Source organism: Saprospiraceae bacterium (assembly GCA_016710235.1).
Classification (GTDB): domain Bacteria; phylum Bacteroidota; class Bacteroidia; order Chitinophagales; family Saprospiraceae; genus Vicinibacter.
Map to the genome: position 1 here is coordinate 2,249,720 of JADJLG010000001.1, position 22,822 is coordinate 2,272,541.

At 37.5% G+C, this 22,822-nt stretch carries 17 protein-coding genes; 16 read left to right on the forward strand and 1 reads right to left on the reverse strand.

All coding sequences use genetic code 11. The annotated features are described in order from the left end of the window. Positions 1 to 2: 2 nt before the first annotated feature. The 12 genes from IPI99_08955 to IPI99_09010 all read left to right on the forward strand — a co-directional run bounded on the left by IPI99_08955 (position 3) and on the right by IPI99_09010 (position 15,767). Positions 3 to 1,352, forward strand: a complete 1,350-nt coding sequence (locus IPI99_08955; protein ID MBK7340641.1) for a polysaccharide deacetylase family protein — start codon at positions 3 to 5, stop codon at positions 1,350 to 1,352. A 366-nt stretch (positions 1,353 to 1,718) separates the two neighbouring features. After that, a complete protein-coding gene (locus IPI99_08960; GenBank protein ID MBK7340642.1) occupies positions 1,719 to 2,516 on the forward strand; it encodes a hypothetical protein in 798 nt (265 codons plus the stop codon). Between the two features lie 70 nt (positions 2,517 to 2,586). After that, the gene (locus tag IPI99_08965; protein MBK7340643.1) at positions 2,587 to 3,159 is read left to right on the forward strand and encodes a YceI family protein; all 573 of its coding nucleotides are present in this window, start codon (positions 2,587 to 2,589) and stop codon (positions 3,157 to 3,159) included. A gap of 10 nt (positions 3,160 to 3,169) precedes the next feature. Beyond that, a complete protein-coding gene (locus IPI99_08970; protein ID MBK7340644.1) occupies positions 3,170 to 4,066 on the forward strand; it encodes a hypothetical protein in 897 nt (298 codons plus the stop codon). Between the two features lie 13 nt (positions 4,067 to 4,079). Then, positions 4,080 to 4,493, forward strand: coding sequence for a Rieske 2Fe-2S domain-containing protein (locus tag IPI99_08975; GenBank protein ID MBK7340645.1), 414 nt, complete (start codon positions 4,080 to 4,082; stop codon positions 4,491 to 4,493). Positions 4,494 to 4,637: 144 nt separating this feature from the next. Then, a complete protein-coding gene (locus IPI99_08980) occupies positions 4,638 to 5,060 on the forward strand; it encodes a hypothetical protein (protein ID MBK7340646.1) in 423 nt (140 codons plus the stop codon). A gap of 125 nt (positions 5,061 to 5,185) precedes the next feature. After that, positions 5,186 to 7,726, forward strand: coding sequence for a gliding motility-associated C-terminal domain-containing protein (locus IPI99_08985; protein MBK7340647.1), 2,541 nt, complete (start codon positions 5,186 to 5,188; stop codon positions 7,724 to 7,726). 24 nt (positions 7,727 to 7,750) lie between these two features. Continuing rightward, positions 7,751 to 10,087, forward strand: coding sequence for a CotH kinase family protein (locus IPI99_08990; GenBank protein MBK7340648.1), 2,337 nt, complete (start codon positions 7,751 to 7,753; stop codon positions 10,085 to 10,087). Positions 10,088 to 10,234: 147 nt separating this feature from the next. Beyond that, positions 10,235 to 11,722 carry an oligosaccharide flippase family protein gene (locus IPI99_08995; GenBank protein ID MBK7340649.1) on the forward strand — a complete coding sequence of 496 codons (1,488 nt, stop codon included), beginning with the start codon at positions 10,235 to 10,237 and terminating at the stop codon, positions 11,720 to 11,722. Positions 11,723 to 11,826: 104 nt separating this feature from the next. Continuing rightward, positions 11,827 to 13,728 carry an asparagine synthase (glutamine-hydrolyzing) gene (asnB, locus tag IPI99_09000; GenBank protein MBK7340650.1) on the forward strand — a complete coding sequence of 634 codons (1,902 nt, stop codon included), beginning with the start codon at positions 11,827 to 11,829 and terminating at the stop codon, positions 13,726 to 13,728. A 27-nt stretch (positions 13,729 to 13,755) separates the two neighbouring features. Beyond that, a complete protein-coding gene (locus IPI99_09005) occupies positions 13,756 to 14,715 on the forward strand; it encodes an NAD-dependent epimerase/dehydratase family protein (protein MBK7340651.1) in 960 nt (319 codons plus the stop codon). 2 nt (positions 14,716 to 14,717) lie between these two features. Next, the gene (locus tag IPI99_09010; protein MBK7340652.1) at positions 14,718 to 15,767 is read left to right on the forward strand and encodes an NAD-dependent epimerase/dehydratase family protein; all 1,050 of its coding nucleotides are present in this window, start codon (positions 14,718 to 14,720) and stop codon (positions 15,765 to 15,767) included. Positions 15,768 to 15,968: 201 nt separating this feature from the next. On the opposite strand, the gene IPI99_09015 is transcribed toward IPI99_09010, so the two are convergent. Further along, positions 15,969 to 17,207, reverse strand: coding sequence for a metal-dependent hydrolase (locus IPI99_09015; GenBank protein MBK7340653.1), 1,239 nt, complete (start codon positions 17,205 to 17,207; stop codon positions 15,969 to 15,971). A gap of 200 nt (positions 17,208 to 17,407) precedes the next feature. Between IPI99_09015 and clpB the strand changes: the two genes are divergently transcribed. The 4 genes from clpB to IPI99_09035 all read left to right on the forward strand — a co-directional run bounded on the left by clpB (position 17,408) and on the right by IPI99_09035 (position 22,815). Continuing rightward, a complete protein-coding gene (gene clpB / locus IPI99_09020; protein ID MBK7340654.1) occupies positions 17,408 to 20,164 on the forward strand; it encodes an ATP-dependent chaperone ClpB in 2,757 nt (918 codons plus the stop codon). Positions 20,165 to 20,271: 107 nt separating this feature from the next. Further along, entirely contained in the window at positions 20,272 to 21,456 is a 1,185-nt protein-coding gene (locus IPI99_09025) for a class I SAM-dependent rRNA methyltransferase (protein MBK7340655.1), read from the forward strand. Between the two features lie 51 nt (positions 21,457 to 21,507). After that, positions 21,508 to 22,044, forward strand: coding sequence for a 3-hydroxyanthranilate 3,4-dioxygenase (locus tag IPI99_09030; GenBank protein MBK7340656.1), 537 nt, complete (start codon positions 21,508 to 21,510; stop codon positions 22,042 to 22,044). Between the two features lie 6 nt (positions 22,045 to 22,050). Then, positions 22,051 to 22,815 (forward strand): UDP-2,3-diacylglucosamine diphosphatase, encoded by a 765-nt coding sequence (locus IPI99_09035; protein ID MBK7340657.1) that lies wholly within the window; start codon positions 22,051 to 22,053, stop codon positions 22,813 to 22,815. The last annotated feature ends 7 nt before the right edge of the window (positions 22,816 to 22,822 follow it).

Below are 22,822 nucleotides of genomic sequence, written 5' to 3' on the forward strand. Positions count from 1 at the left end.
CTATGGACTTATTTTTGAAGTTTATGCCTAAAGTCATCATTATAACAGATAAAGCCAACAGCTCCAGACTGAAGTTTGTAGTCGGTTTTATTGAATCCTGCTTTGATGAGCTAGTTTTTGAATTTGCTGAGAAGACTTCGGATAACAATATCAATGAGGTCTTCGTAGTTTATCATAATAATCTTGATCATTTCCCTTCACAATCCATTGTTTGGAATCAAACCAAAGTTTTGGACTTAACTCCGGAAAGATGGCCCCTCCCTTCTTTACAGCAGGTAGGAGATTCACAAATCTTAAGATTCGGTGGCGGGCAGTTTGATTTACCTGCAGCGGTATTTTGGATGCTAGCAAGGGTAGAAGAATATACTTCAATTATAAAAGATCAACATGGTAGATTTCTATGGTCAAATTCCTTACTAAGTCGGGAATGGAAGCCTGTTAAACCTCTTGTGGATGAATGGGTGGATGAATGGGCAAATGCGATGGCCTTAAAATTTGGATTTAAATTGTCCAGAAAACCCGAACAGAAATCTTGGTCTGTGGGTATTGATATCGACAATGCATGGAAATACAGAGGAAAAGCTTCCTGGAAAATATTTGCTGGTTTTTTTCGTGATTTTCTGATTCTCAGGATGAAGAAATGGGTTCAAAGATTGTTTTACCTGACAGGAAGTTCAAAAGATCCTTACGATGTATATTCAGACATAAAGCAGTGGAACTTTGAGTATAATCGGCTAATTTATTTTGTGCTGGCGGGAAAAACAAACAAGTACGACGGACCTGTGTACAGTACATTGGAACAGTTTGATACTTTAATCAAAACCCTTTCAGAACAACACTTGGTCGGTGTCCATCCATCATACGACTATCTGGAATCAAATGAGCTGTTAAAAGCACAAATCAACAAATTGGCATCTATAACCAGGTCTAAAATTATCTCAAATAGGTTCCATTATTTGCGACTTAAACTGCCCGATTCCTACAGGTTTTTAGAGGGAGCTGGAATAGAGCGAGACTATTCTATGGGATTTGCGGATCAAATTGGTTTTCGTACAGGAACTTGCAGGATTCACAAGTGGTATGATGTAAGACAGGAAAGGGTATCAGAGCTTTGGATTATACCTTTTTGTTTGATGGATCGGACCTTGAAAGATTATTTAAAATTGGATCCGGGAGAGGCGATTGATACTGCGACATTGGCCTTTGAACAGGTAAAAAAATTTAAAGGTCACGCTCACATAATTTGGCACAATAGTTCATTTGACTGGGCTGAAGATTGGAATGGGTGGGAGTATGTATTTAGAGAAATTATGGTAAAAATGCAAATGATATTTGAAGAGTCTAGGTCTTGATCCATGATTAAAAAAATGAGTGGGAGCAAGAATTGCTGAAGCTCTTTCATCCCACTCTGCTTTCCGGTTTAAATGCCACAATAATGATCTTTCACAATTCCTGCTTCCAAATTTTAGAAGAAACAAGTCATTGTATATCTGCATTGAACAGACCAAGTTCCTAACAATAAAACTGTTGACGACAACTTTTTCAATATAAATATTCTAAAAGATTTAAAATGCTGCCTGAGCATTACATATTTTTAAAATCTTTCAAAAAATTGAGTACAGGCACACTCGCCTTGACTTTACATGAAAATTATATGAAGAAAACATATTAATGAAAAATATTCTTTCTGATTACCTTTGCTGCCAAAATTTAAAAATATGATCTCAAAACACATAACGCTTGGACTCTTATTTTTAGTAGCTTTTGCTTTTATTCAAGGCGTCCCGGAGCCAAGAAATCCGGACCTTGGACGAACAGGGGCTCCCGGGGAAACCACATGTGAAAGTGCGGGTTGTCATAGTGGAGGAGCTTTTGTGGGCACAGTTTCTATTTCAGGTGTACCGGATACGGTTTTGCCGAGTACCAGTTATGCCATTACCCTAACACAAAAGAGCAATGCTGTCACCTCCGGTTTTGAACTCACAGTCTTGGATGGTGCTATTAAAAAAGCTGGAAATTTAACCGCCGGATCCGGAAGCAACATCGGAAATCTGTTGGGCAAACAGTATATCAGACAATCAAATGCTGTTAGACTGTCCTCTGGTAGCTCCTCATGGACTTTTAACTGGACGTCTCCTGCAACAGTAACTCAGGCAGATTCTATAGTGTTTTATTTCGTAAGCCTCGCAGCTAACGGAGTGAATGGAGAAAGAGGAGACAATGCTTTAGTCGGAAAGAAAAAAGTTGTACTCAAAACAACCACTGCATCTAGTGATCTTTCAAATTCCAAAAAAGCTGCGGTTTGCAGTTTGGGACAAGGGGCTTATAAAATAACTGATGCTGAAGGCATCGATGAAATAAGAGCTTTGGATTTGAATGGAAAGCTTTTAAAATATGAAAAAGCAGACCACCAAATTGACTTTGTATTCAAACTAGAAGCTATCCCTTCAGGAGTAGTATTGTTTGAAGTCAAAAATAAGTTAGGGAAGTCTACCCTGTTGAGAAGTATTCTGTAATTTTAACAAAGAATTAGCTTTGTTAAAATCATAAGTGAATAGCTTTACATGTTATTAGGTAAAAAAAATAATGAAAACCATTTCGCTTTTATTTTTTGGCCTTTTCTTGATTGCTCAGATTAAATTGGATGCTCAGGCCACCAAGTTTTATTCTAAGAATACAAATATTGTTTTCGACGCAACTACCAAAACTTCTCCTGAAAAAATTTCCGGTAGTACAGCAAAAGCAGCTACCATTGTTGATCTAGCTGCCAAGAAAATAGATGTGTCCATGTTGGTAAAAACCTTCCATTTTGACAAAGCATTAATGGAGGAACATTTTAATGAAAATTATATGGAGTCCGATAAGTTTCCTAAGGGTGTTTTTAAAGGTACTTTTGAAACTGGAAGTGGATTCGATATCAACAAAGAAGGTGTAACAGAAGTAAAAGTCAAAGGGGATCTCACAATTCATGGTATTAGTAAAAATATTACAGCTCCTGCTAAACTTACAATCAAGTCAGGAAAGATCGTAAAAGCGGAATGTTCATTTAACATTTCGCTGGACGATTACGGAATTAAAATTCCAAGCCTTGTAAATGATAAAGTCAACAAAACAGTTTCACTTCAAATCAAAACTGATTTAGAGCCGTTAGTCAAATAATTCAAACCATATGAACCTACTGTCCCGTTTTTTATCAAGCCTGTTAATTTTTTGCGTATTATTCAGTTATGAAGCAAAGTGTCAAGATACTCAGTCTGATGCAGATCTTTTATTGGATTCAGAGACTGACTATGCTACGGCGAGCTTCAAAACAAATAGAGTCATCAATTTGCATTCGCTGGAAAATACAGCAGGCGGAGTTTTAGATTTTAAAATCTCTCATAGATTTGGGACTATTGATCAAGGATTTTATGATTTGTTTGGTATTGATGCTGCTACACAAAGGATTGGATTGGATTACGGTATAACTGATAGGCTTTGTGTTGGTTTCAATAGAAATAGCGTCGATAAAGCTTATGATGGATTTATTAAGTATAAATTATTAAAGCAGAGTAAGGGAAAGGTAAATATGCCAGTTACCCTTGCATTATTGACTAGTGCGGCTGTAAAGACCATTAAGTTTACGGATCCAAGGTATTCAAAGGCTACAAGGCTCGCTTATTGTAATCAGCTGATTATTGGGCGTAAGTTTTCTGATTGGCTCAGTTTGGAATTGGTTCCTACTCATGTCAGACGAAACGTAGTGCTTACAGATCAAGAAAAATTTGATGTATTTGCCTGCGGTATTGGAGGTAGATTAAGACTTACAAGAAGGCTGGCATTAACAGGAGAATATATATACGTTTTACCCGACCAGCTTGCACCGGATTATAAAAATTCACTCTCAGTGGGCATTGATATAGAAACTGGTGGACACATATTTCAATTGCATTTTACAAATTCAACATCCATGTCTGAATATGGATTTGTCACTGAAACTACTGGGAAGTGGACAGATTCAGGAATCCGATTTGGATTCAATGTCTCCAGAGTATTTACTCTGGTAAATCGCAAAGACAAAAACTAATCATACACAACAAATGACAAGAAAAGATTTTCTCCAAAGAATTGGGATAGGTGCAGCATTTGTGCTGACAACAAGTTGTTTTCAATCCTGTGCAAAGGAAGTGATTGGCCCAATAGATTTTACTCTTGATCTGGACCTTCCGGCAAATGCAAAACTGAAAACAAACGGTGAGTATTTAGTGACGAACAGTTGTGTAGTGGCAAAAACCATCAATGGTGATTACGTTGCAGCGACGGTGATATGTTCGCATGAACAAAGAAAGGAAGTTTTGTATGATTCAAGTGGAGACCAGTTTTATTGCACTGCACATGGAGCGCAATTTGATCTTGCAGGCAATGGATTAAATAGCAATGGTCGTAAAGGTTTGACCATCTATAAAACTACACTCAGTACAGATGGTAGATACCTTCGCGTATATAGTGTATAAATGGATTCCGGTAGTATTTGATGATTTTGCTTCCACGATTTAATCTGGGTATATTTTTTGATTTGGAAGAAATTCCAAATTAATTCGGGTTTTTATAGTACAAATCAATGTCAGGAGTCTTAACTTTATGTAAATTCTCCGGATATGCTTAGAAAAATCTTATATCTACTCATTTTGGCTTTTATTGGTGCTGGAATTTATATGTATTATCAGTACAATAAACCCCATGCTACTTTAGGCGAACCCAACATGAAAGTCAATGCTGCATCATTGGTAGAAGAATTCACAAATAGTGAAGAAAACGCCATGATCAAGTATGTTGGCACAGCTGACAAAATGCTAGTCACTCAAATAGAAGGGACAATTTCAGAGATAAAGAAAGAGGGGGAGCAGACGATTATTTTCTTAGATTCAGGAAATCCCATTTCCTCAGTCTCTTGTACGCTAGATAAAAAGGAGCAGTTAAGCGGAAATTACCAAGCCGGTTCATCTATTATATTGAAGGGATTAGTCACAGGAATACTGGGTGACGTGATCATTGATAGGTGTGTAATTGTGAATAAATAATTACTTCCTATTTCTGAACTTAATCTGGTTAATTCCTGGAAATGAAAATATCGGGACTATTTATTTTCTTTTTGACACTAGTTCAGCTTTCTGCACAACCCATGATTTGCCAAAAGCCTGAGACCATGACTCCAACTTGTTTACAGGCATGTCTTATCTGCGATATTAACGGCTTTACAGGCAAAACGGGAGACGGCGGAGTAGGACAATTACCAATCGATTTTTGTACTACTGTAAAACACAATGCCCAGTGGATTGCATTTATGGCAGGTTCTACAAATTTGACTTTGAAATTTTCAGTATTTAAATGTAGGACCGGTGCAGGTCTTGAAATTGGAATATTTGAGAGTTCTGATTGCAAAAATTTTACAAAAATTTCAAATTGTGATGGAGACGTGGCTGAAAACACAAGTACCATTTTGAAAATGACAAAACCTCTGGTCATCGGGCAATATTATTATGTTGTCATGGATGGGAACATGGATGATGTCTGTAGCTACAAAATAGATGTTTTGGATGGGACAACTGCGGTATGGCCGCTCGATCAAAGTGGACCTATTCTGGGCCCTGATACAATTTGTAATTCCGATGTTGTAAAGTACACTACTACGCCTGTGATAGGTGGTATTTTTTATAAATGGACCCTTGATGGTAAACCTTTGGCTAATGCACTATCCGTTAATGTCCAACCAAAAGCTGATTTTACACTTTGTGTACAAGCATCCAATGTTTGTGATACAGCAGCTGTGACATGCAAGAATGTAATTTTGCTTCAGGGTGACTCAATACATCTGGACAGACAAATTTGCACAGGAGATTGTATGCAAGTTGGGGATTCGATATTTTGTACCAGTGGAAAGTATAAAGTAAATTTGAAGAACAATGTAGGTTGTGACAGCATCATTGATCTTAATTTAAGATTGATTCCGGAATCCAAATCTACACTTCAATTTGATGTTTGCGAAGGAGACAGTTTGCTTGTGGGCAATCAGTTTTATAGTGCTGCTGGTATCTATACACAAAAGTATCTTTCCAGCCAATTATGTGATAGTACAGTTTATATTGAAATTTCTGCAATTTCCAAATCTTTTGGCTCAAATGAACTCACCCTGTGTGAGGGAGATACTAATTGGGTGAATGGTATTCCATATAATTCTGTAGGAACTTTCAGCCAAAAATTGAAATCATATAAAAATTGTGATAGTATATTGACGGTCAATGTGAAGATGATTCCTGACTCTCGAGCTGAAGCAAATTATACACTCTGTGAAGGGGATACATTGTGGGTCAATCAATCTGCATATTTTAAAGCTGGCGATTATGTTGACAACTTAATAAGTTATCAAAATTGTGATAGTATTGTAATTGTTCACATCAAAACCATTTTATGTAATATTCCTGCGGTGGTGGATGTGAATCATATCAAATGTTTTAATGATCAGAACGGATCAGTAATTATTAAAATTGACTTGGGGAATGCGCCATTCGTTTACATGCTAAGCACTTTTCCGGGAAATTTGTTAATACAACAAGGAATTATCCAAAATTTAAACGATTCTGTTGTAATCAATAAATTGCCGGCAGGAATGTATCAAATTAATATTAAAGATAGCTATGGCAATGAGAAAGTCATTTATACTGAAGTAAAACAGCCATTACCACTTCAGGTCCAATCCAAAATATCCGGTGATAGCGTTTATCAAATCCGTTGTAATGGAGATGCAAATGCTTTTATAGAAGTGAATGCAAATGGTGGTACTCCGAATTATAAATACGTTTGGAACAATGGATGGAATTCAAATAGAATTTCAAATCTTGACATTGGAAGTTATACTGTAAAAGTGCAAGATCAGAATCAATGTGAATTGATTCTTGATTTTAGCATAAAGCAACCCGAACCAATACAATTTCAAACAGCATTAAACAATCCGGATTGTTATAATGAATCATCTGGAACCATCAGCTTAAGTTCAATTTCTGGTGGTATCCCGCAATATCAATTTTCAATTGATGGCCGGACTTATAGTGACAAGGTTAAATTTGACTCCCTGTCCGATGGGAAATATACCGTTTATGTCCGCGATAGTATTGGATGTTTAAGCACTAAACGAATTGATTTAATTGCTCCGGAGAAGAATAATTTATCAGGAAAAGAATATTATGAAATTGGTTTAGGTGATTCTGTACTATTGGACCTCTATTATTCAGGTCAATTGAAGAACCTCAATTGGACTCCACCTGATTGGCTTTCCTGTGCCGACTGTCCTTATCCTATTGCTAAACCTTTAAAAGATTCCAAATACACCTTAAATACCACAAGTAAAGATGGTTGTCCGGATTCCCTAATAGTTTTTATCAAAGTTATAACAAATAGAGGCGTATGGGCACCAAATGTCTTTAGTCCAAATGGGGATCTTGTCAATGATTATTTTACTTTGGTCGGAAGTAATGAAGTAAAATCAATTAAAAAACTTGAAGTTTATTCCAGGTGGGGTGAATTAATTTATTCCGGAAAAGAGCTGATTCCAAATGTCTATGGACAAGGTTGGGATGGGACATTCCGGGGTGAGAAATTAAATCCTGCTGTGTTTGTATGGCGGGCTGAGGTTGTTTTTTTGGATGACGTCAGTTTGGAATTTTCTGGCGAAGTGACTTTACTCAAATAATTTAGAATATATTTTCCAAGTTTTATGAAAATCAAAATATTTACTATTTCGACCTTATTGTTTTTTGGGCATCTCAAAATGGTCGCTCAGAATCTACCTTATTTTATGAATTTCAATGATGATCACACGAGACTGAAAACTGGTGGAGTAGCATCAAAAAATGTGTTTGAAGATAATTATGTACATAAATTTGAACTCACATTTAGTCAATCTGACTATTGGAATCAGTTGACAAATAATTATCAAAGTAAAAAAGACATTGTTGCAAAATTGACAATTGACGGTGTCAGTTATGACAGTGTTGGTGTCAGATTTAAAGGACAGACTTCTTACTCAAAAGCAGGAAGCTCTCAGAAGAAATCTTTCAATATATCAATGGATGCATTTCGTCCTAATCAGGACCATCAAGGTTATGAGACTTTCAATTTAAACAATTGCTTCGAGGATCCTTCAATGATACGAGAGATAACTTATCTCAGCTTTATCCGAGAACACATACCTGCAGCAAGAGGAGCTTTCGCTGCATTGTATATCAATGGAGTTTATTGGGGATCGTATGCTCTAGTTCAGGGTTTAAATGGAGATTTTATTGAAGAATGGTTCCTCAGTGACGAAGGTACACGCTGGAGAGCCGAAAGGGTTTCAGGTATAGGTGGTGGCGGTCAAAATCCGTTTGGAGCAGGAACCTCTTCTTTGAATTTTCTAGGTACAGATACAAGCTTATACAAACCAAACTATACGTTGAAATCAAGTAAAGGGTCTTACCCTTGGCAAGATCTTATGGTGGCAGCACAAGCTCTTAATGTACCTGATCTCACCAGTGTTTATGATACCTTAAGGAAGGTAATGGACATCGATCGCGCCTTATGGTTTGTAGGGAGTGAAATATTATTTGGAGATGATGATTCTTACATCAACAAAGGCGGGATGGATTATTACGTCTATTGGGATAAAGAAACAGGACGATTGGTACCTGTGGAGTATGATGGAAATAGTTGCATGTCAGGTAATTCAGCTACATGGTCGCTTTTTCTCAAAGAAAATGATACGAAATTTCCACTGGCATCTAGATTATTTAAAATACCAGAACTGAGACAAAGATATCTTGCTCATGCAAGAGTTTTGGTCAATGAGTATTATAATCCGGCGACGTTTGCATCGAGAATAGACAAGTTTAATTCATTGATTGATTCTTTTGTAAATGTGGACTCGAAAAAATTTTATACATATGCTCAATTTAAATCAGGTGCAACCGAGTTGAAAAATTATGCCGCTAGTAGAAAAAGTTTGTACAATTCTAATTCAGAATTTCAGATGACCGGTCCGAACATAACTGAAGTAAAACATTTTTCCGGTAGTTTGGAAAACAATTCACCCAAATCTGACGAACAAGTACTTGTAACAGCTGCCGTTTCCAATGCGCAAGGTGTTGGAAATGTAAAATTATACTTTGCAGAGGGATTGGATGGATATTTCGAGAGGATAACTATGAATGATAAAGGAATCGATGGAGATGCAATTGCCGGAGATGGGATTTACTCAGCTTTTATTCCTGCATTTGGAGAAGGAGCGTTTGTCAGATATTATATCGAAGCTGCGTCTGCAAATTCTGCAGGAACAGTTTCATTCAACCCAGTAGGAGCTGAACATGATGTTTACATTTATAGAGTGAGGACAGCTGAATCACAAGTCGACAATATAGTCATGAATGAAATCATGGCTTCAAATGAAAGTGTAGTCGCAGATCAAGATGGAGAGTTTGATGATTGGATTGAACTTTATAATAAATCTGATCAAGATGTAGATCTCAGCGGTTGGTACTTATCTGATAATTCTGATAATTTTGAAAAATATAGAATTCCGGATGGTACAATATTACATGCAAAGGAATACTTGATTGTTTGGGCAGATGAAGACGGAAAGCAGAATGGATTTCACGCAAATTTCAAATTATCTGCAAGTGGAGAGAATCTTTATCTGTTGGATAGTACATTACACATTGTAGATGAAATGAGTTTTGGTGAACAGCAAACCGACCTTGCTTTTGCTAGATTACCAAATGGAACTGGAGCTTTTGTAGTTCAGAAAGCAACATTCGACAAATCCAACGACCCAAGTGCTACAGGAGATTTCGCTTCACAATCAGATTGGAAAGTTTTTCCAAATCCGGCAAAACAATGGGTAGTCATCCAAACAAAGGAGACCATAGAACAAGAATTGGAAATATCAGACCTGTTTGGCAATGCCTGCAGTAAATTCCGCATCAAAGGTTCACAAAAAATTGAAACAAGCAACTGGATTCCCGGGATGTATTTTCTGCGTTTAGGGACTAGCACCAAGAAGTTATTCATCGTTAAATAAGATCTTCAAACTCCACCTTGCTTTGATTTGATAGTATATGATTCGGGTATGGGTATTGTGATCACAAGTTCCTGCACTTTTATATTGTGTTGCAATGTGAGGATTTTTGTTGGCATATTGGGGTTATCTTTGACCTGTTAATGATATATGGGTGTAGTTGTAAGGCAAAGTATTAAAGGAAGTATTGTCAATTATGTTGGATTGGCGGTAAGCATCTTTTCAGTTCTATTTGTTTATCCAAAAGATCTGGAATTGTATGGTTTGTACAATTTTATTATCGGTATTGCCATACTGTTGACACCATTTACCAGTTTGGGTGCAGGATCTATAGCAGTGAGGTATTTTCCGGTTTTCCAAAATCAAGAGAGAGGACATGGAGGCCTTTTAAGTCTGGCACTCATATTATGTCTTCTTGGAAATCTGATTTTTATAGTTTTATTTTTCATATTTCAACCCTGGTTAATTTCTTATTATGAAGCGAAACAACAAGGAGTTGAATCCTATTTAATTTATATTGTACCTCTGACATTATTGCTTTCATTATCTGCTATTTTGAGCAATTATTGCCTGAATTTTCACAGGGTTGCTTTTCCATTGGCAGTTTCCAATTTATTGAAAATAGTATTACCTGTTTTTTTTCTGTTGGTACTCAATAATTGGATAGATGTCCATGGATTTTTTTATCTGTTGGTCGGATTTTCTCTGGTTCAGTTTTGCATTATACTTTGGTATGTTAAAAAATTGGGTCATTTATTTTGGCGCCATAAAATTACAATACCGGAGGGTCACAGATTTAGGCAAATATTACAGTATTCTGTTTTTGTAATATTTGGAAGTTTAGGTGCTTTGTTTGCTTTGCAAATTGATACACTGATGGTGACCAATTTTTTAGGGACTCAGGCTACAGGAAAATACTCATTAGGTGTTTTTATGGCAGCAAGTTGTTATGTTCCTGGAGCGATGATACTTAATGCAATGCTTCCTAATATTTCCAAAAACCTTGCAGAAAACAATTTGTACGAATTAGAAAAAAATTATAAGAAGTCGAGTATAGCCATATTATTGCCAACTTTATTTTTGGCTTCAGGGCTTTTTGTTTGTTTTCTGCCTCTGAGAGAGTTGATGGTCAATAGTGAAAAACTAAATGGTGTTGCAAGTGTACTTACCTTCCTGATTATGGCTAGAGTGGTGGATGGAGCCACCAGTATCAATGGTACTATCATAGGGTTTTCAAAATATTACCGCTTTGATTTTATCTTTCTTTTGCTTCTGGGAACAATAAACATTGGATTGAATTTTTATTTAATTCCACGATATGGGATTACAGGAGCAGCTTTTTCTACATTTTTGTCGACTACAATTTATAATGTTACAAAGTCGGTGTTTATTTATTTAAAATTCGGTTTACATCCTTTTTCTCGGAAGATAATCACTATTTTTTTGATAGCTGGATTGACTTCTGTTTTGGGATTTGCCATCCCCTCAACTGGTTATCCTTTATTGGATCTTTTAGTAAAGGGTGCTTTTGTAGCAATTGGTTTTGTTTTCCTAGTGTACAAAGCAAATATTTCAATGGAGTTCAATCAGCTATTTGAGAAGTATGTATTAGCTTATATTCCAGTTCGAAAACAGTAAATTTCAAGTTTTAAACTCCCATTGTTATTATCATATTAAATTTTTTTTTATATAAAAAAGTCAAATATTTCGCATCTTTGCGTCGTTTTGAAAGGATTTGATTTATGTGTGGAATAGCCGGTTTTCTTTATCGTGAGCAAAATCAGGACTCTGGCCAGATGCAAAGAGATTTGGTTCGGATGAATGAGCTGATCCGTCACAGAGGACCAGATGGGGATGGGTTTTGGCTTGGAGGCAAAAATCGCATTGGTCTGGCTCACAAACGCTTATCTATTATTGAAACTACGGAGGCCGGTAAGCAACCTATGCATACATCAGATGGTCATCTCAGCATCACTTACAACGGAGAAATTTATAATTACATTGAACTCAGAAATGAACTTTCTACTGAGTTCGTGTTTCGCACTAAATCAGACACTGAAGTGATCTTAGCTGCATTTCGTAAGTGGGGTAAGGATTGTGTACTGAAATTGAGAGGAATGTTTGCTTTCGTTATTTGGGATGAACTCAACCAGACCTTATTTGCTGCACGAGACAGGTTCGGAATCAAACCATTTTATTACTCTAAATCAAAAGACAGATTCCTTTTTGCATCTGAGTGTAAAGCTTTGCTACCTTTTTTTCCTAAGGTGGAGATGAATAGAGAAGGATTCAAAGATTACCTGGCCTTTCAATTTCCTTTGGCCGGTAAAACTCTTTTCAAAGATATCTTTGAGTTGCTGCCGGCTCATCGTCTCGAGATCAATCAGTTCGATATGAAGATCGAGAAATATTGGGAGGTACATTATCACACAGATTTTCACCATACTGAAGAGTACTTTGAAGACAGACTGAGTAGATTGTTGGAAGATTCCATTCAATTTCATCTGAGGAGTGATGTGCCGGTAGGAGCTTATGTCAGCGGTGGATTGGATTCCAGTGCGGTTGCGTCTATCGCATCCAATATTCAGGGCGGAGATTTTATGGGATTCACGGGTAAATTCGGATTTAGTCAGGATTATGATGAGAGCCGCTATGCTCAGTTGCTCTGTGAGAACAAAGGTTTTCCATTACATCAGATTGATATCACAGAATACGACTTCGTCAACCATATCCGAGATGTCATTTATCATTTGGATTATCCTGTTGCAGGACCCGGATCTTTCCCGCAATTTATGGTATCCAAGTTAGCTGCAAAGCACCGAAAAGTGGTTTTAGGGGGTCAAGGTGGTGATGAGATATTTGGAGGCTATACAAGATACCTGATTGCATACTTCGAACAATGTATCAAAGCGGCAATAGAAGGATCGCAAGGAAGCGGAAAATATATTGTAACCTATGAATCAATAATTCCCAACCTCGTTTCTTTGAGAAATTATAAGCCTATGCTGAAAGAATTTTGGAGCGATGGCTTATTTGAAGAAATGGACAAGAGATATTTTCGTTTAATCAATCGGGCTCCGCATCTCGGCGATGCAATCCATTGGGAGCTTCTGGGAGACTATTCTCCATACGAGACATTTTCTCAGATATTTCATGGTGCAAACGTAGGCAAGCAGTCTTATTTTGATCTCATGACTCACTTTGATTTCAAAACATTGTTGCCTGCATTATTGCAAGTAGAAGACAGGATGAGCATGGCAAATGGCTTAGAATCCAGAGTGCCTTTACTGGACCACGCCTTGGTGGAGTTGACTGCAACTATTCCTTCGAATATTAAGTTTGAAAATGGAGATATGAAGCATATTTTCAAACAAGTCATTCGAAAATACATTCCTCAGGAAATTTTGAATAGAAAAGACAAGATGGGTTTCCCAACTCCTTTGGTCGAATGGTCGAAAAAAGGTGTTGTTGCCGAATTTATTCAGGATACATTTCATTCAACAAAAGCCAGACAAAGAGAGTTTGTCAATAATGACAAAGTACTTAGTAAAATTGCTTCGGAGTCAAAATTTGGGAGGAACTTATGGGGATTCCTGTGCTTAGAGTTGTGGCATCAGGAATTTATGGACAAAGGTTTTCATTAAATTAATCAAAATAAAATAAAATATAATATGAAAGTATTGATCACTGGTGGAGCGGGTTTTGTGGGTTCGCATATCGCCGATGCTTTATTGGCACAGGGACATCATGTGCTGGTCATTGATAATTATCAGACAGGTAGAAGAGACAACAACAAACCTCACCCAAATCTCAAAGTTGTAGAAGGTACTATTGCAGATATTGAATTGGTCAATAAATGCTTTGATGAGTTTGGTCCCGACAAAGTAGTTCATGCTGCAGCTTCTTACAAAGATCCAGACGCTTGGGAAGAAGATACTATGTCCAATATTCTAGGTACTATAAACATCGTTCGTGCGAGCAAACGCTTAGGTGTAAGCAGAATAGTATATTTCCAAACATCTTTGTGCTACGGCTTAAGCCCCATTGAACAGCCTATTACGCTTGGTCATCCTTTTTATTCAGGCAAAAGTGAAGGTGCTGGCAGCAGCTATGCAATTTCAAAAACCGGTGGTGAGCAATACATTGAATTATCGGGATTAGACTTCCAATCATTCCGATTAGCCAATGCTTACGGGCCGAGAAACCTGAGTGGACCTTTGCCAACTTTCTTTCACAGATTGACTGAAGGTAAAAAGTGTTTTGTCATGGATACCAGAAGAGATTTCATCTTTGTTAAAGATCTAGTTGAGGTAGTATTGAAATCCCTATCTGGTCAAGGCACTAAAGGTTATTATCATATTTCAACAGGTAGCGATTATTCTATCAAAGAGTTGTTTGATGCAACATTAAAAGCTTTAAGTATTAAGCTCGACGAAGATGTAGAAGTAAGGCCTCGGGGAGTTGATGATGTATTTACCATTTTAATTGATCCAAGTAAGACCGAGCAAGATTTTAATTGGAAAGCAATGACCAAGTTGGAGGATGGAATTCAACAAGCTATCGATTGGTACAAGGTAAATGGCATCACCCAAACCTTCACTCATCTGAAGCAAATGGATGACAAAAAATAATTATGAGTATCAAAGGTTCTAAAATAGTTGTAGTAGGTGGGGCTGGATTTGTAGGAGCAAATCTGGTGCGACATTTGGTTGATGCCGGAGCATCGCAGGTAATTGCGATTGACAATTTGTTGTCTGCTGAAAAGGAGAATGTAATCCAAGTACCCCAAGTAGAGCTTCGCATTGGATCTATATCTGAAGATTCAGTTCTAAGTACATTGGAAGATGACATAGATTATATTTTCCATCTGTCCACTTTTCATGGTAATCAATCATCTATTGCGAATCCGCTGGTAGATCATGAGAACAACACACTCACTACACTTAAACTTTTAGAGCATGTAAAAAATTTCAAAAAACTCAAAAAGCTGGTGTACTCTTCAGCAGGTTGTTCTGTAGCACAAAAAACGTTTGACACAGCTAGCGCCACTCAAGAAGTAGAAATGACGAATATAAAGCATGATAGTCCATATTCTATTTCAAAAATTGTAGGCGAATTTTATTGTGTATATTATTATCATCAGCATCAAGTACCCACTGTTCGGGCAAGATTTCAAAATGTGTATGGACCGGGCGAAGTACTCGGTGCCGGGAGATGGAGGGGAACTCCTGCTACTGTCTGGAGGAATGTAACTCCTACATTTGTTTTTAAAGCACTGAAGGGCATTCCGATCAGTCTTGAAAATGGAGGAATAGCTTCCAGAGATTTTATTTATGTCGATGATATTTGCCGCGGTTTGATAGCATGTGCCCTTAGAGGTGATGCAGGCGAAACATACAATATTGCCTCAGGAGTAGAAACCACAATCAAAGATCTTGCAGAAAAAATTTTGAAACTAACGGGAAGCCATTCGGCTTTTGAACAGTTGCCAAAAAGAAGTTGGGATAATAGTGGAAAGAGATTTGGAAGTACTTCAAAATCAGAAGAGAAACTGGGATTTAAAGCAGAAGTAGACTTAGATTCCGGACTGACTCAAACAATAGAATGGACAAAATTAAATTTGCCTTTTATTGAGAAGAATATGATCAAGCATAAATGCCATTTTAACGGAGAAATATTTTAGTAAATTTCGACCACAGGTTTTACAATTCGATCTAACGACATCGTTAAGACAAATAAGTTTGTTGAAGTCAAAGTAGAATACTGGAATTAATTTATTATTTTATAAGTGCAGATTCTTGTAACTCGGTTTTTGCAGACTTTTGCTTGCTTAATCGATCTTTAACTTTAAAATTTGATTTTAGACTGTTTAGTGAAACCATTCTTATTGATTTTGAATTCTACCTAGAATTCTTAACCAATAATTATTTAAATCTTCATCCGTAATATTCGGCCTGGGAGATTCATTTAACATTTTATAATTACCATTGCCTTGAGATAATAACTTAAAATGAAATCCATAATCGTTTTTATTGTCATATGAGAATTTAAAATTGCCATATCTCAAATCATTAAATTGAATGGTGTCATTCTGAAGGGGGATAATATTATAATAATTGTCCGAAAACCAACTCAATGTTTGTAGGTTTTTTTCGCCGGGTTGAATTGGCCATTGAAATTGATTTTTCACTGTAACTTTTAAAGGTATTAAAGTATCTTGCTGATCAAAAAGTGAATAATATCCATAATAATACAGATCGTTACTTTTAGCAATGCAATACCAAAGCGCATTGTTCAATATCATCGGAGATGTGAGGTATTTTTCGACCGGAATCTTTTGAGCTGATAAGCTTTTTTCAAATAATCTATCTACAGCATTTTTATTTATAAATGTTAGACATAAATATAGACTACTCCAAACTAAACCTGCCCAGTTTAAAATTTTTCTTTTTTGAGAATTTCGATCCAGCAGTGAACAAGCAATAACTGTTCCTAAAAATGGCAGTGTATAAATAGGGTCAACTATTGAGATATTGGAAAGAGTAAATCTATGATGGCTGAATGGCCAAAAAAGTTGAGTCCCGAATGTTGTAAAATTGTCTAACAATGGATGAGTCACCATTGACAATAAAAATAATACATACCAGGATAAATAATTCATTCTAGGGATATCATTATCGGTTTCATTCAGAAATTGCTTTCCCAATCTCGTTAACCAAAATATTAGTCCTATAATCACGATTGCGATAATAGGCCAAGAGTATTCTTTTAATAAAAAATGTAAAATAAAATTGAAAAATCCACTGATTGCCAAGACAAAAATACTTCCTAAACTTATTGCGGTAATTTTGTACCATTTCTGATGGATCATGCTGGTACGATACAGTTGACTAACGAGCCAGGCAAGCTGTAAGGGAACTAGAATATTGAAAAGAAGTGAGTGAGTGGGTCCTCTATGAAACGCCAGTGCATCCATTGGTTCCATAAAAAAATTGCTGAGCACATCCAGATCCGGAATTGTCCCACCGATAGCTCCCCACAATAAGGCGCGATTCCCTATTTTTTTTCCTGCTGCAAGTTCGCCGCAAGCAGCTCCAAGTACGATCTGAGTTAATGAATCCATTTGGAATCGAAAGATACCGCAAGATTCGAACCTGAATTGAATTCACATGAAATGTTTTCGATCTTTCTTCAAACTTGAAAGTTTGACAGTTGGACATTGAATTTTTGTAAACAATGTCAGGCTCATTCATTCTATTCTGACAATCTGTCCGTATTCTTGCAATGGTTTAGCTTTTGATGCATATGGACAAAAATTAGATTATGACATACGAAAATTTTACTATAAAAGCCCAAGATGCAATTCTGAAAGCCCAGCAGATTGCAACCGGTTTGTCTCAACAAGTAATAGAACCTCTGCATCTTGCAAAGGCAATCATTGAGACCGACGAAAAATTGGTGGAGTTTATTTTCTCCAAAATGGGTGCAAATACAAGAAAAATATCACATGAATTGGAAACAGCAATCAGAAGTTTACCAACTGTGAAATCTGATGTTGCTGGAGGAAAACAATACCTTTCCAATGACTCCAATCAGATCCTCATCCATGCCAAGAACTTAATGAGCGAAATGGGTGATGAGTACATTTCTCTTGAGATCATGCTACTAGCACTTTTTAAAGTGAATGACCAGACTACGAAAATATTCAAGTCCAATCAAATTACAGCTGAAGGTGTCAAGCAAGCGATTGTAGAATTGAGGAAAGGAAAAAAAGTGAGCGATGCTTCAGGGGATGAACAGTTCAACGCGCTCAACAAATATGCAGTCAATCTCAATCTTGCAGCTGAAAGTGGCAAGTTGGATCCCATTGTAGGTCGTGATGAAGAAATCAGACGAATACTCCATATTTTGTCAAGAAGGAAGAAGAATAATCCAATTTTAATTGGGGAAGCCGGTGTAGGTAAGACTGCAATCATTGAAGGAATTGCCTGGAGGATTGTAAAAAATGACGTTCCTGAAAATCTGAAGGACAAGAGAATATTCTCTCTTGATTTGGCAGCATTGATCGCTGGAGCGAAGTACAAAGGCGAGTTTGAAGAGCGCCTCAAAGCAGTAGTCAGAGAGGTCAATGAATCTAATGGTAAAATCATCCTTTTTATTGACGAGATTCACTCATTGATCGGCGCAGGAGGAGGAAGTGGTAGCATTGATGCAGCCAACATTTTAAAACCGGCATTGGCGAGAGGTGAACTCCATACAATTGGCGCTACAACTTTGGATGAATATCAAAAGTATTTTGAAAATGACAAAGCTCTTGTAAGGAGATTTCAACCTGTGATGATTGATGAGCCAAGTGTTGAAGATACGATTTCGATATTGCGAGGAGTTCAGGATAAATATGAAGTCTACCACAAAATAGCAATTCAAGATGAAGCTTTGATAGCAGCGGCAGAATTGTCACATCGATATATTACTGATCGTCAATTGCCGGACAAGGCTATTGACTTGATAGATGAAGCGGCCGCAAAACTTCGACTAGAACTCGATAGCGTTCCGGAAAAGATTGATGAGTTAGACCGAAGAGTTCGACAGCTGGAAATAGAAAGAGAAGCTGTAATGCGTGAAAAAGATAATCTGAAAGTCAAGTTAATCGAAGAAAATCTTGCAAATACTAAACAGAATCTGGATTCACTCAAAGCTGCCTGGAAAACTGAAAAGGAAATCGTCGATCGTATCCAGTCCATCAAGAAGAAGTTGGATGAGATCAATATTGCAGCAGAGAAGGCTGAAAGGGAATCTGATTTCGGTCTCGTAGCAAAATTGAGATATGGTGATGCCAAAGAGCAGGAAAACTTACTCAAAGAAGCCGAAGCCAAACTAGCTGCTTTACCAGAAGGAAGTAGATTTACCTCTGAGACAGTAACCGCCAATGACATTGCCGCCGTGGTAAGCAAGTGGACTGGTATTCCTTTGCAAAAAATGATGCAAACTGAGAAGGACAAGCTTCTCCACATTGAGGATGAATTAGCAAAAAGAGTCATAGGACAAGAAGAAGCAATTCGGGCAGTCTCGGATGCAGTGCGACGATCCAGAGCAGGACTTCAAGACCCGAACAAACCAATCGGTTCTTTTATCTTTCTAGGGCCCACCGGTGTGGGAAAGACCGAATTAGCCAAAGCATTGGCAGAAGTTCTCTTTGATGATGAAAAATCAATGACACGTATCGACATGAGTGAATTTATGGAGTCACACTCGGTTTCTAAACTTGTGGGAGCTCCTCCCGGATACGTGGGTTATGACGAAGGCGGACAGCTCACCGAGGCGGTCAGGATGAAACCTTATTCGATTATCTTGCTCGACGAGATTGAGAAGGCTCATCCGGATACTTTCAATATTCTATTGCAAGTATTGGACGATGGACATCTGACGGATAATAAGGGTAGGGTGGCAAATTTTAAGAACACCATCATCATCATGACATCCAATATGGGCTCAGAAATTATACTCGAGAATTTCGAGGATCTGGATGCTTTGGGAGACAAACATCGTACAGAAATAATAGAAACCACCAAAGTAGAGGTATTCGAAAAGTTAAAAGAAAGCTTGAGGCCGGAATTCCTGAACAGGATCGATGATAAGATCATGTTTTTGCCTCTGACCAAGATGGAAATCAAGAAAATTGCATCCTTACAGTTAAAATCATTGAAGAAGAATTTGCTCAATCAAGGAATTGATTTAGAATTCAGTGAAAGTGCTTTGAGCTTGCTGGCTGATTTGGGTTACGAGCCTCAGTTTGGGGCAAGACCCTTAAAAAGAGTCATTCAGAAGGAGATCGTCAATGAACTTGCCAAGATCATGTTAGCAGGTCAGGTGGTCAAGGACAATAAAATTCTTGTAGATACGGATCAAAAGGGATTTACTTTCAATGGAATTTCTACAGGTTTAGAAACACCCCGACCGGATGCAAGAAAATCAAAGTTTGATGAGCTTTCTACTGCTACAAAAGATGTAGAAGACGCAACTAAAGATGTCCTCAATCCAAAGAAATCCAATGGTAAACCAAAGGATTCGGATTCTTAAACATCATCTAATAGAGTGTAGATTACAAATAATATTTGCTTGATGAAGTTCATTGCCTGAGTTTGTAGATTTAGCTTAATCTTTGTGAATTATATCCAATAATGAGCATGAAATCTGCCGTGATACATAGAAAAAAACTCGAACCCATCCTGCGAAGGCATCCTTGGATCTTTAGTGGCGCGATCCATTGGCGAGATCCAGATTTGCAGGATGGAGATTGGGTTACAGTTTTGGATGAACATAAGCAACAACTCGGGTATGGACACTTCCACAAAGGGAGCATAGCTGTCAAAATGATCTCGTTTGGTCCTGAAGCATATCAGGAATCCATTTGGGAAGATAAGTTCAATGCTGCCTGGAATCTTCGTCAAACTCTGGGATTGACCGTTTCTAAGGTAACGAACTGTTTTAGGCTCATACATGGTGAAGCTGACGGATTGCCGGGGTTGATCGTGGATATTTATTCAGACCTAGCAGTGGTCCAGTGCCATACTATCGGAATGTTCAAAAATCTACAGCACATTCAAGCTGCTTTACTCCAAATTTCGGGAGGTGATGTTATTCATCATATTATATTGAAGTCAAAAGATTGCTTGCCTGCTGATTTTGCTAAAGATGTCCGAGATGGGATATTATACGGAGATAAAACCTATCTGGAAGTGATCGAAAATGGTCATAGGTTTCAGGTAAATATTCTTGAAAGTCAAAAGACCGGCTTGTTTCTGGATCAAAGAGAAAATAGACAGTTGTTAGCACAAATAGCCGAAAATAAGCGTGTCCTCAACACCTTTTGTTATACCGGAGGATTCAGCATTTATGCAGGAAATGCCGGGGCCTCAGAAGTTTGGTCCGTCGACGCTTCTGCCAAGGCTATTGAAATGCTAGGAATGAATATAAAACTCAACCTCCAGAATGAAAACCAACACCAAGTCAAACACATGCAGATCAATGATTTCTGGAAAGAGGTGCCAAAAGATTATTTTGATATCATCATTCTAGATCCGCCGGCATTTGCCAAGAACAAGGAACATCGGCATCAGGCGATTCAGGCTTATAAACGATTGAATTTGATGGCAATGCAACTTATAAAAAGAGGTGGTATTCTTATGAGTTTCTCTTGTTCACAAGTAGTGACTGAAGATATTTTTTATCACACTTGTGTTGCTGCCGGGATAGAAAGTGGGAGAGATTTATTATTGCTGAGAAAAATGTCTCAAGGACAAGACCACCCTGTCAGTTTGTTCCACCCGGAAGGAAGTTATCTCAAGGGACTAATGTTTTATGTCCGTTAGACTTATTTGAAATTTAGAGGCATTGTCTTACCTTAGTACAAAATTTTGAACATGGCAATTCGACGTCCTTTCAATATCCATAAATGGATAGAAGAGCACCGCAGTGAGTTGAAACCTCCTGTAGGAAACAGGAATCTGTTTCAGGAAGCTGATGACTTCATCGTGATGATCGTTGCAGGTCCCAATGCTCGAAAAGACTACCATTACAATGAAACAGAGGAATGGTTTTATCAAATAGAAGGAGACATTACCGTTCGAATACAAGAAGATGGAAAACCCGTTGATGTGCCGATCAAAGAGGGTGAGATTTTTTTGTTGCCTTCACGCACTCCCCACTCGCCGATCAGACCTGCTAATACGATAGGTTTGGTTATCGAAGCGAAGAGAAGACCACAAGATACGGATGGATTGATGTGGTTTTGTGAAAAGTGCAATGAGCCACTTCATCAATACTTTTTTCCTCTCAAGGATATAGAGAAAGATTTTATTCCGAGGTTTAAGGAATATTATAATTCTGAAGAGTTTAGAACATGTAAATCTTGCGGACATGTCATGGAGACAGATCCGAGATTTGTAGAAGCAAAATAAAACTTTTTGAAAAAAATATATTTTGCTTCCGATTTTCATCTTGGCGTGAATGCTGCTGGTACATCGAAACAAAGAGAAAAGGATGTTGCAGCTTGGATGGATGAAATCGCAGATGACGCCTCAGATTTATTTTTGTTGGGAGATGTTTTCGACTTTTGGTTTGAATATAAAACCGTAATTCCTAAAGGATATTCCTTATTGTTTTCAAAACTGAGGAAGCTTGCAGATAAAGGAGTAAATCTACATTACTTCAAAGGCAATCACGATCTTTGGTTATTAGATTATTTTGAAGAGGAATTTGAAATGAAAATTTATTCTGATCCTCAGGTGTTTCAGCTGCTTGGAAAAAAATTTTACATCGGACACGGAGATGGATTGGGACCTGGAGATAAAGGTTATAAACGATTAAAAAGACTTTTTCGCTCACCTTTATCCCAGTATGCATATCGCTGGTTGCATCCCGATATCGGGATACGATTAGCTGGATTTTTCTCTCATAAGAGTAGGGCAGCTCAATCGCATGAAGAGATTTTTTTAGGTCCTGATAAAGAATGGCTGATTCAATACGCTGAGAGAAAATCACAGACGCTTGAGGTCGATTATTTTGTTTTTGGTCACAGACATCTCCCAATAAATTACCTTCTGGACAATGGAAGATGCAGGTATATAAATCTGGGAGACTGGATGAGTTTCAGATCCTTTGGAGTTTTTGATGGAGATCATATGGAAATTCAATTTTATAAGAATGAGATGGGCAAAATATATTCTTAAATTTCGT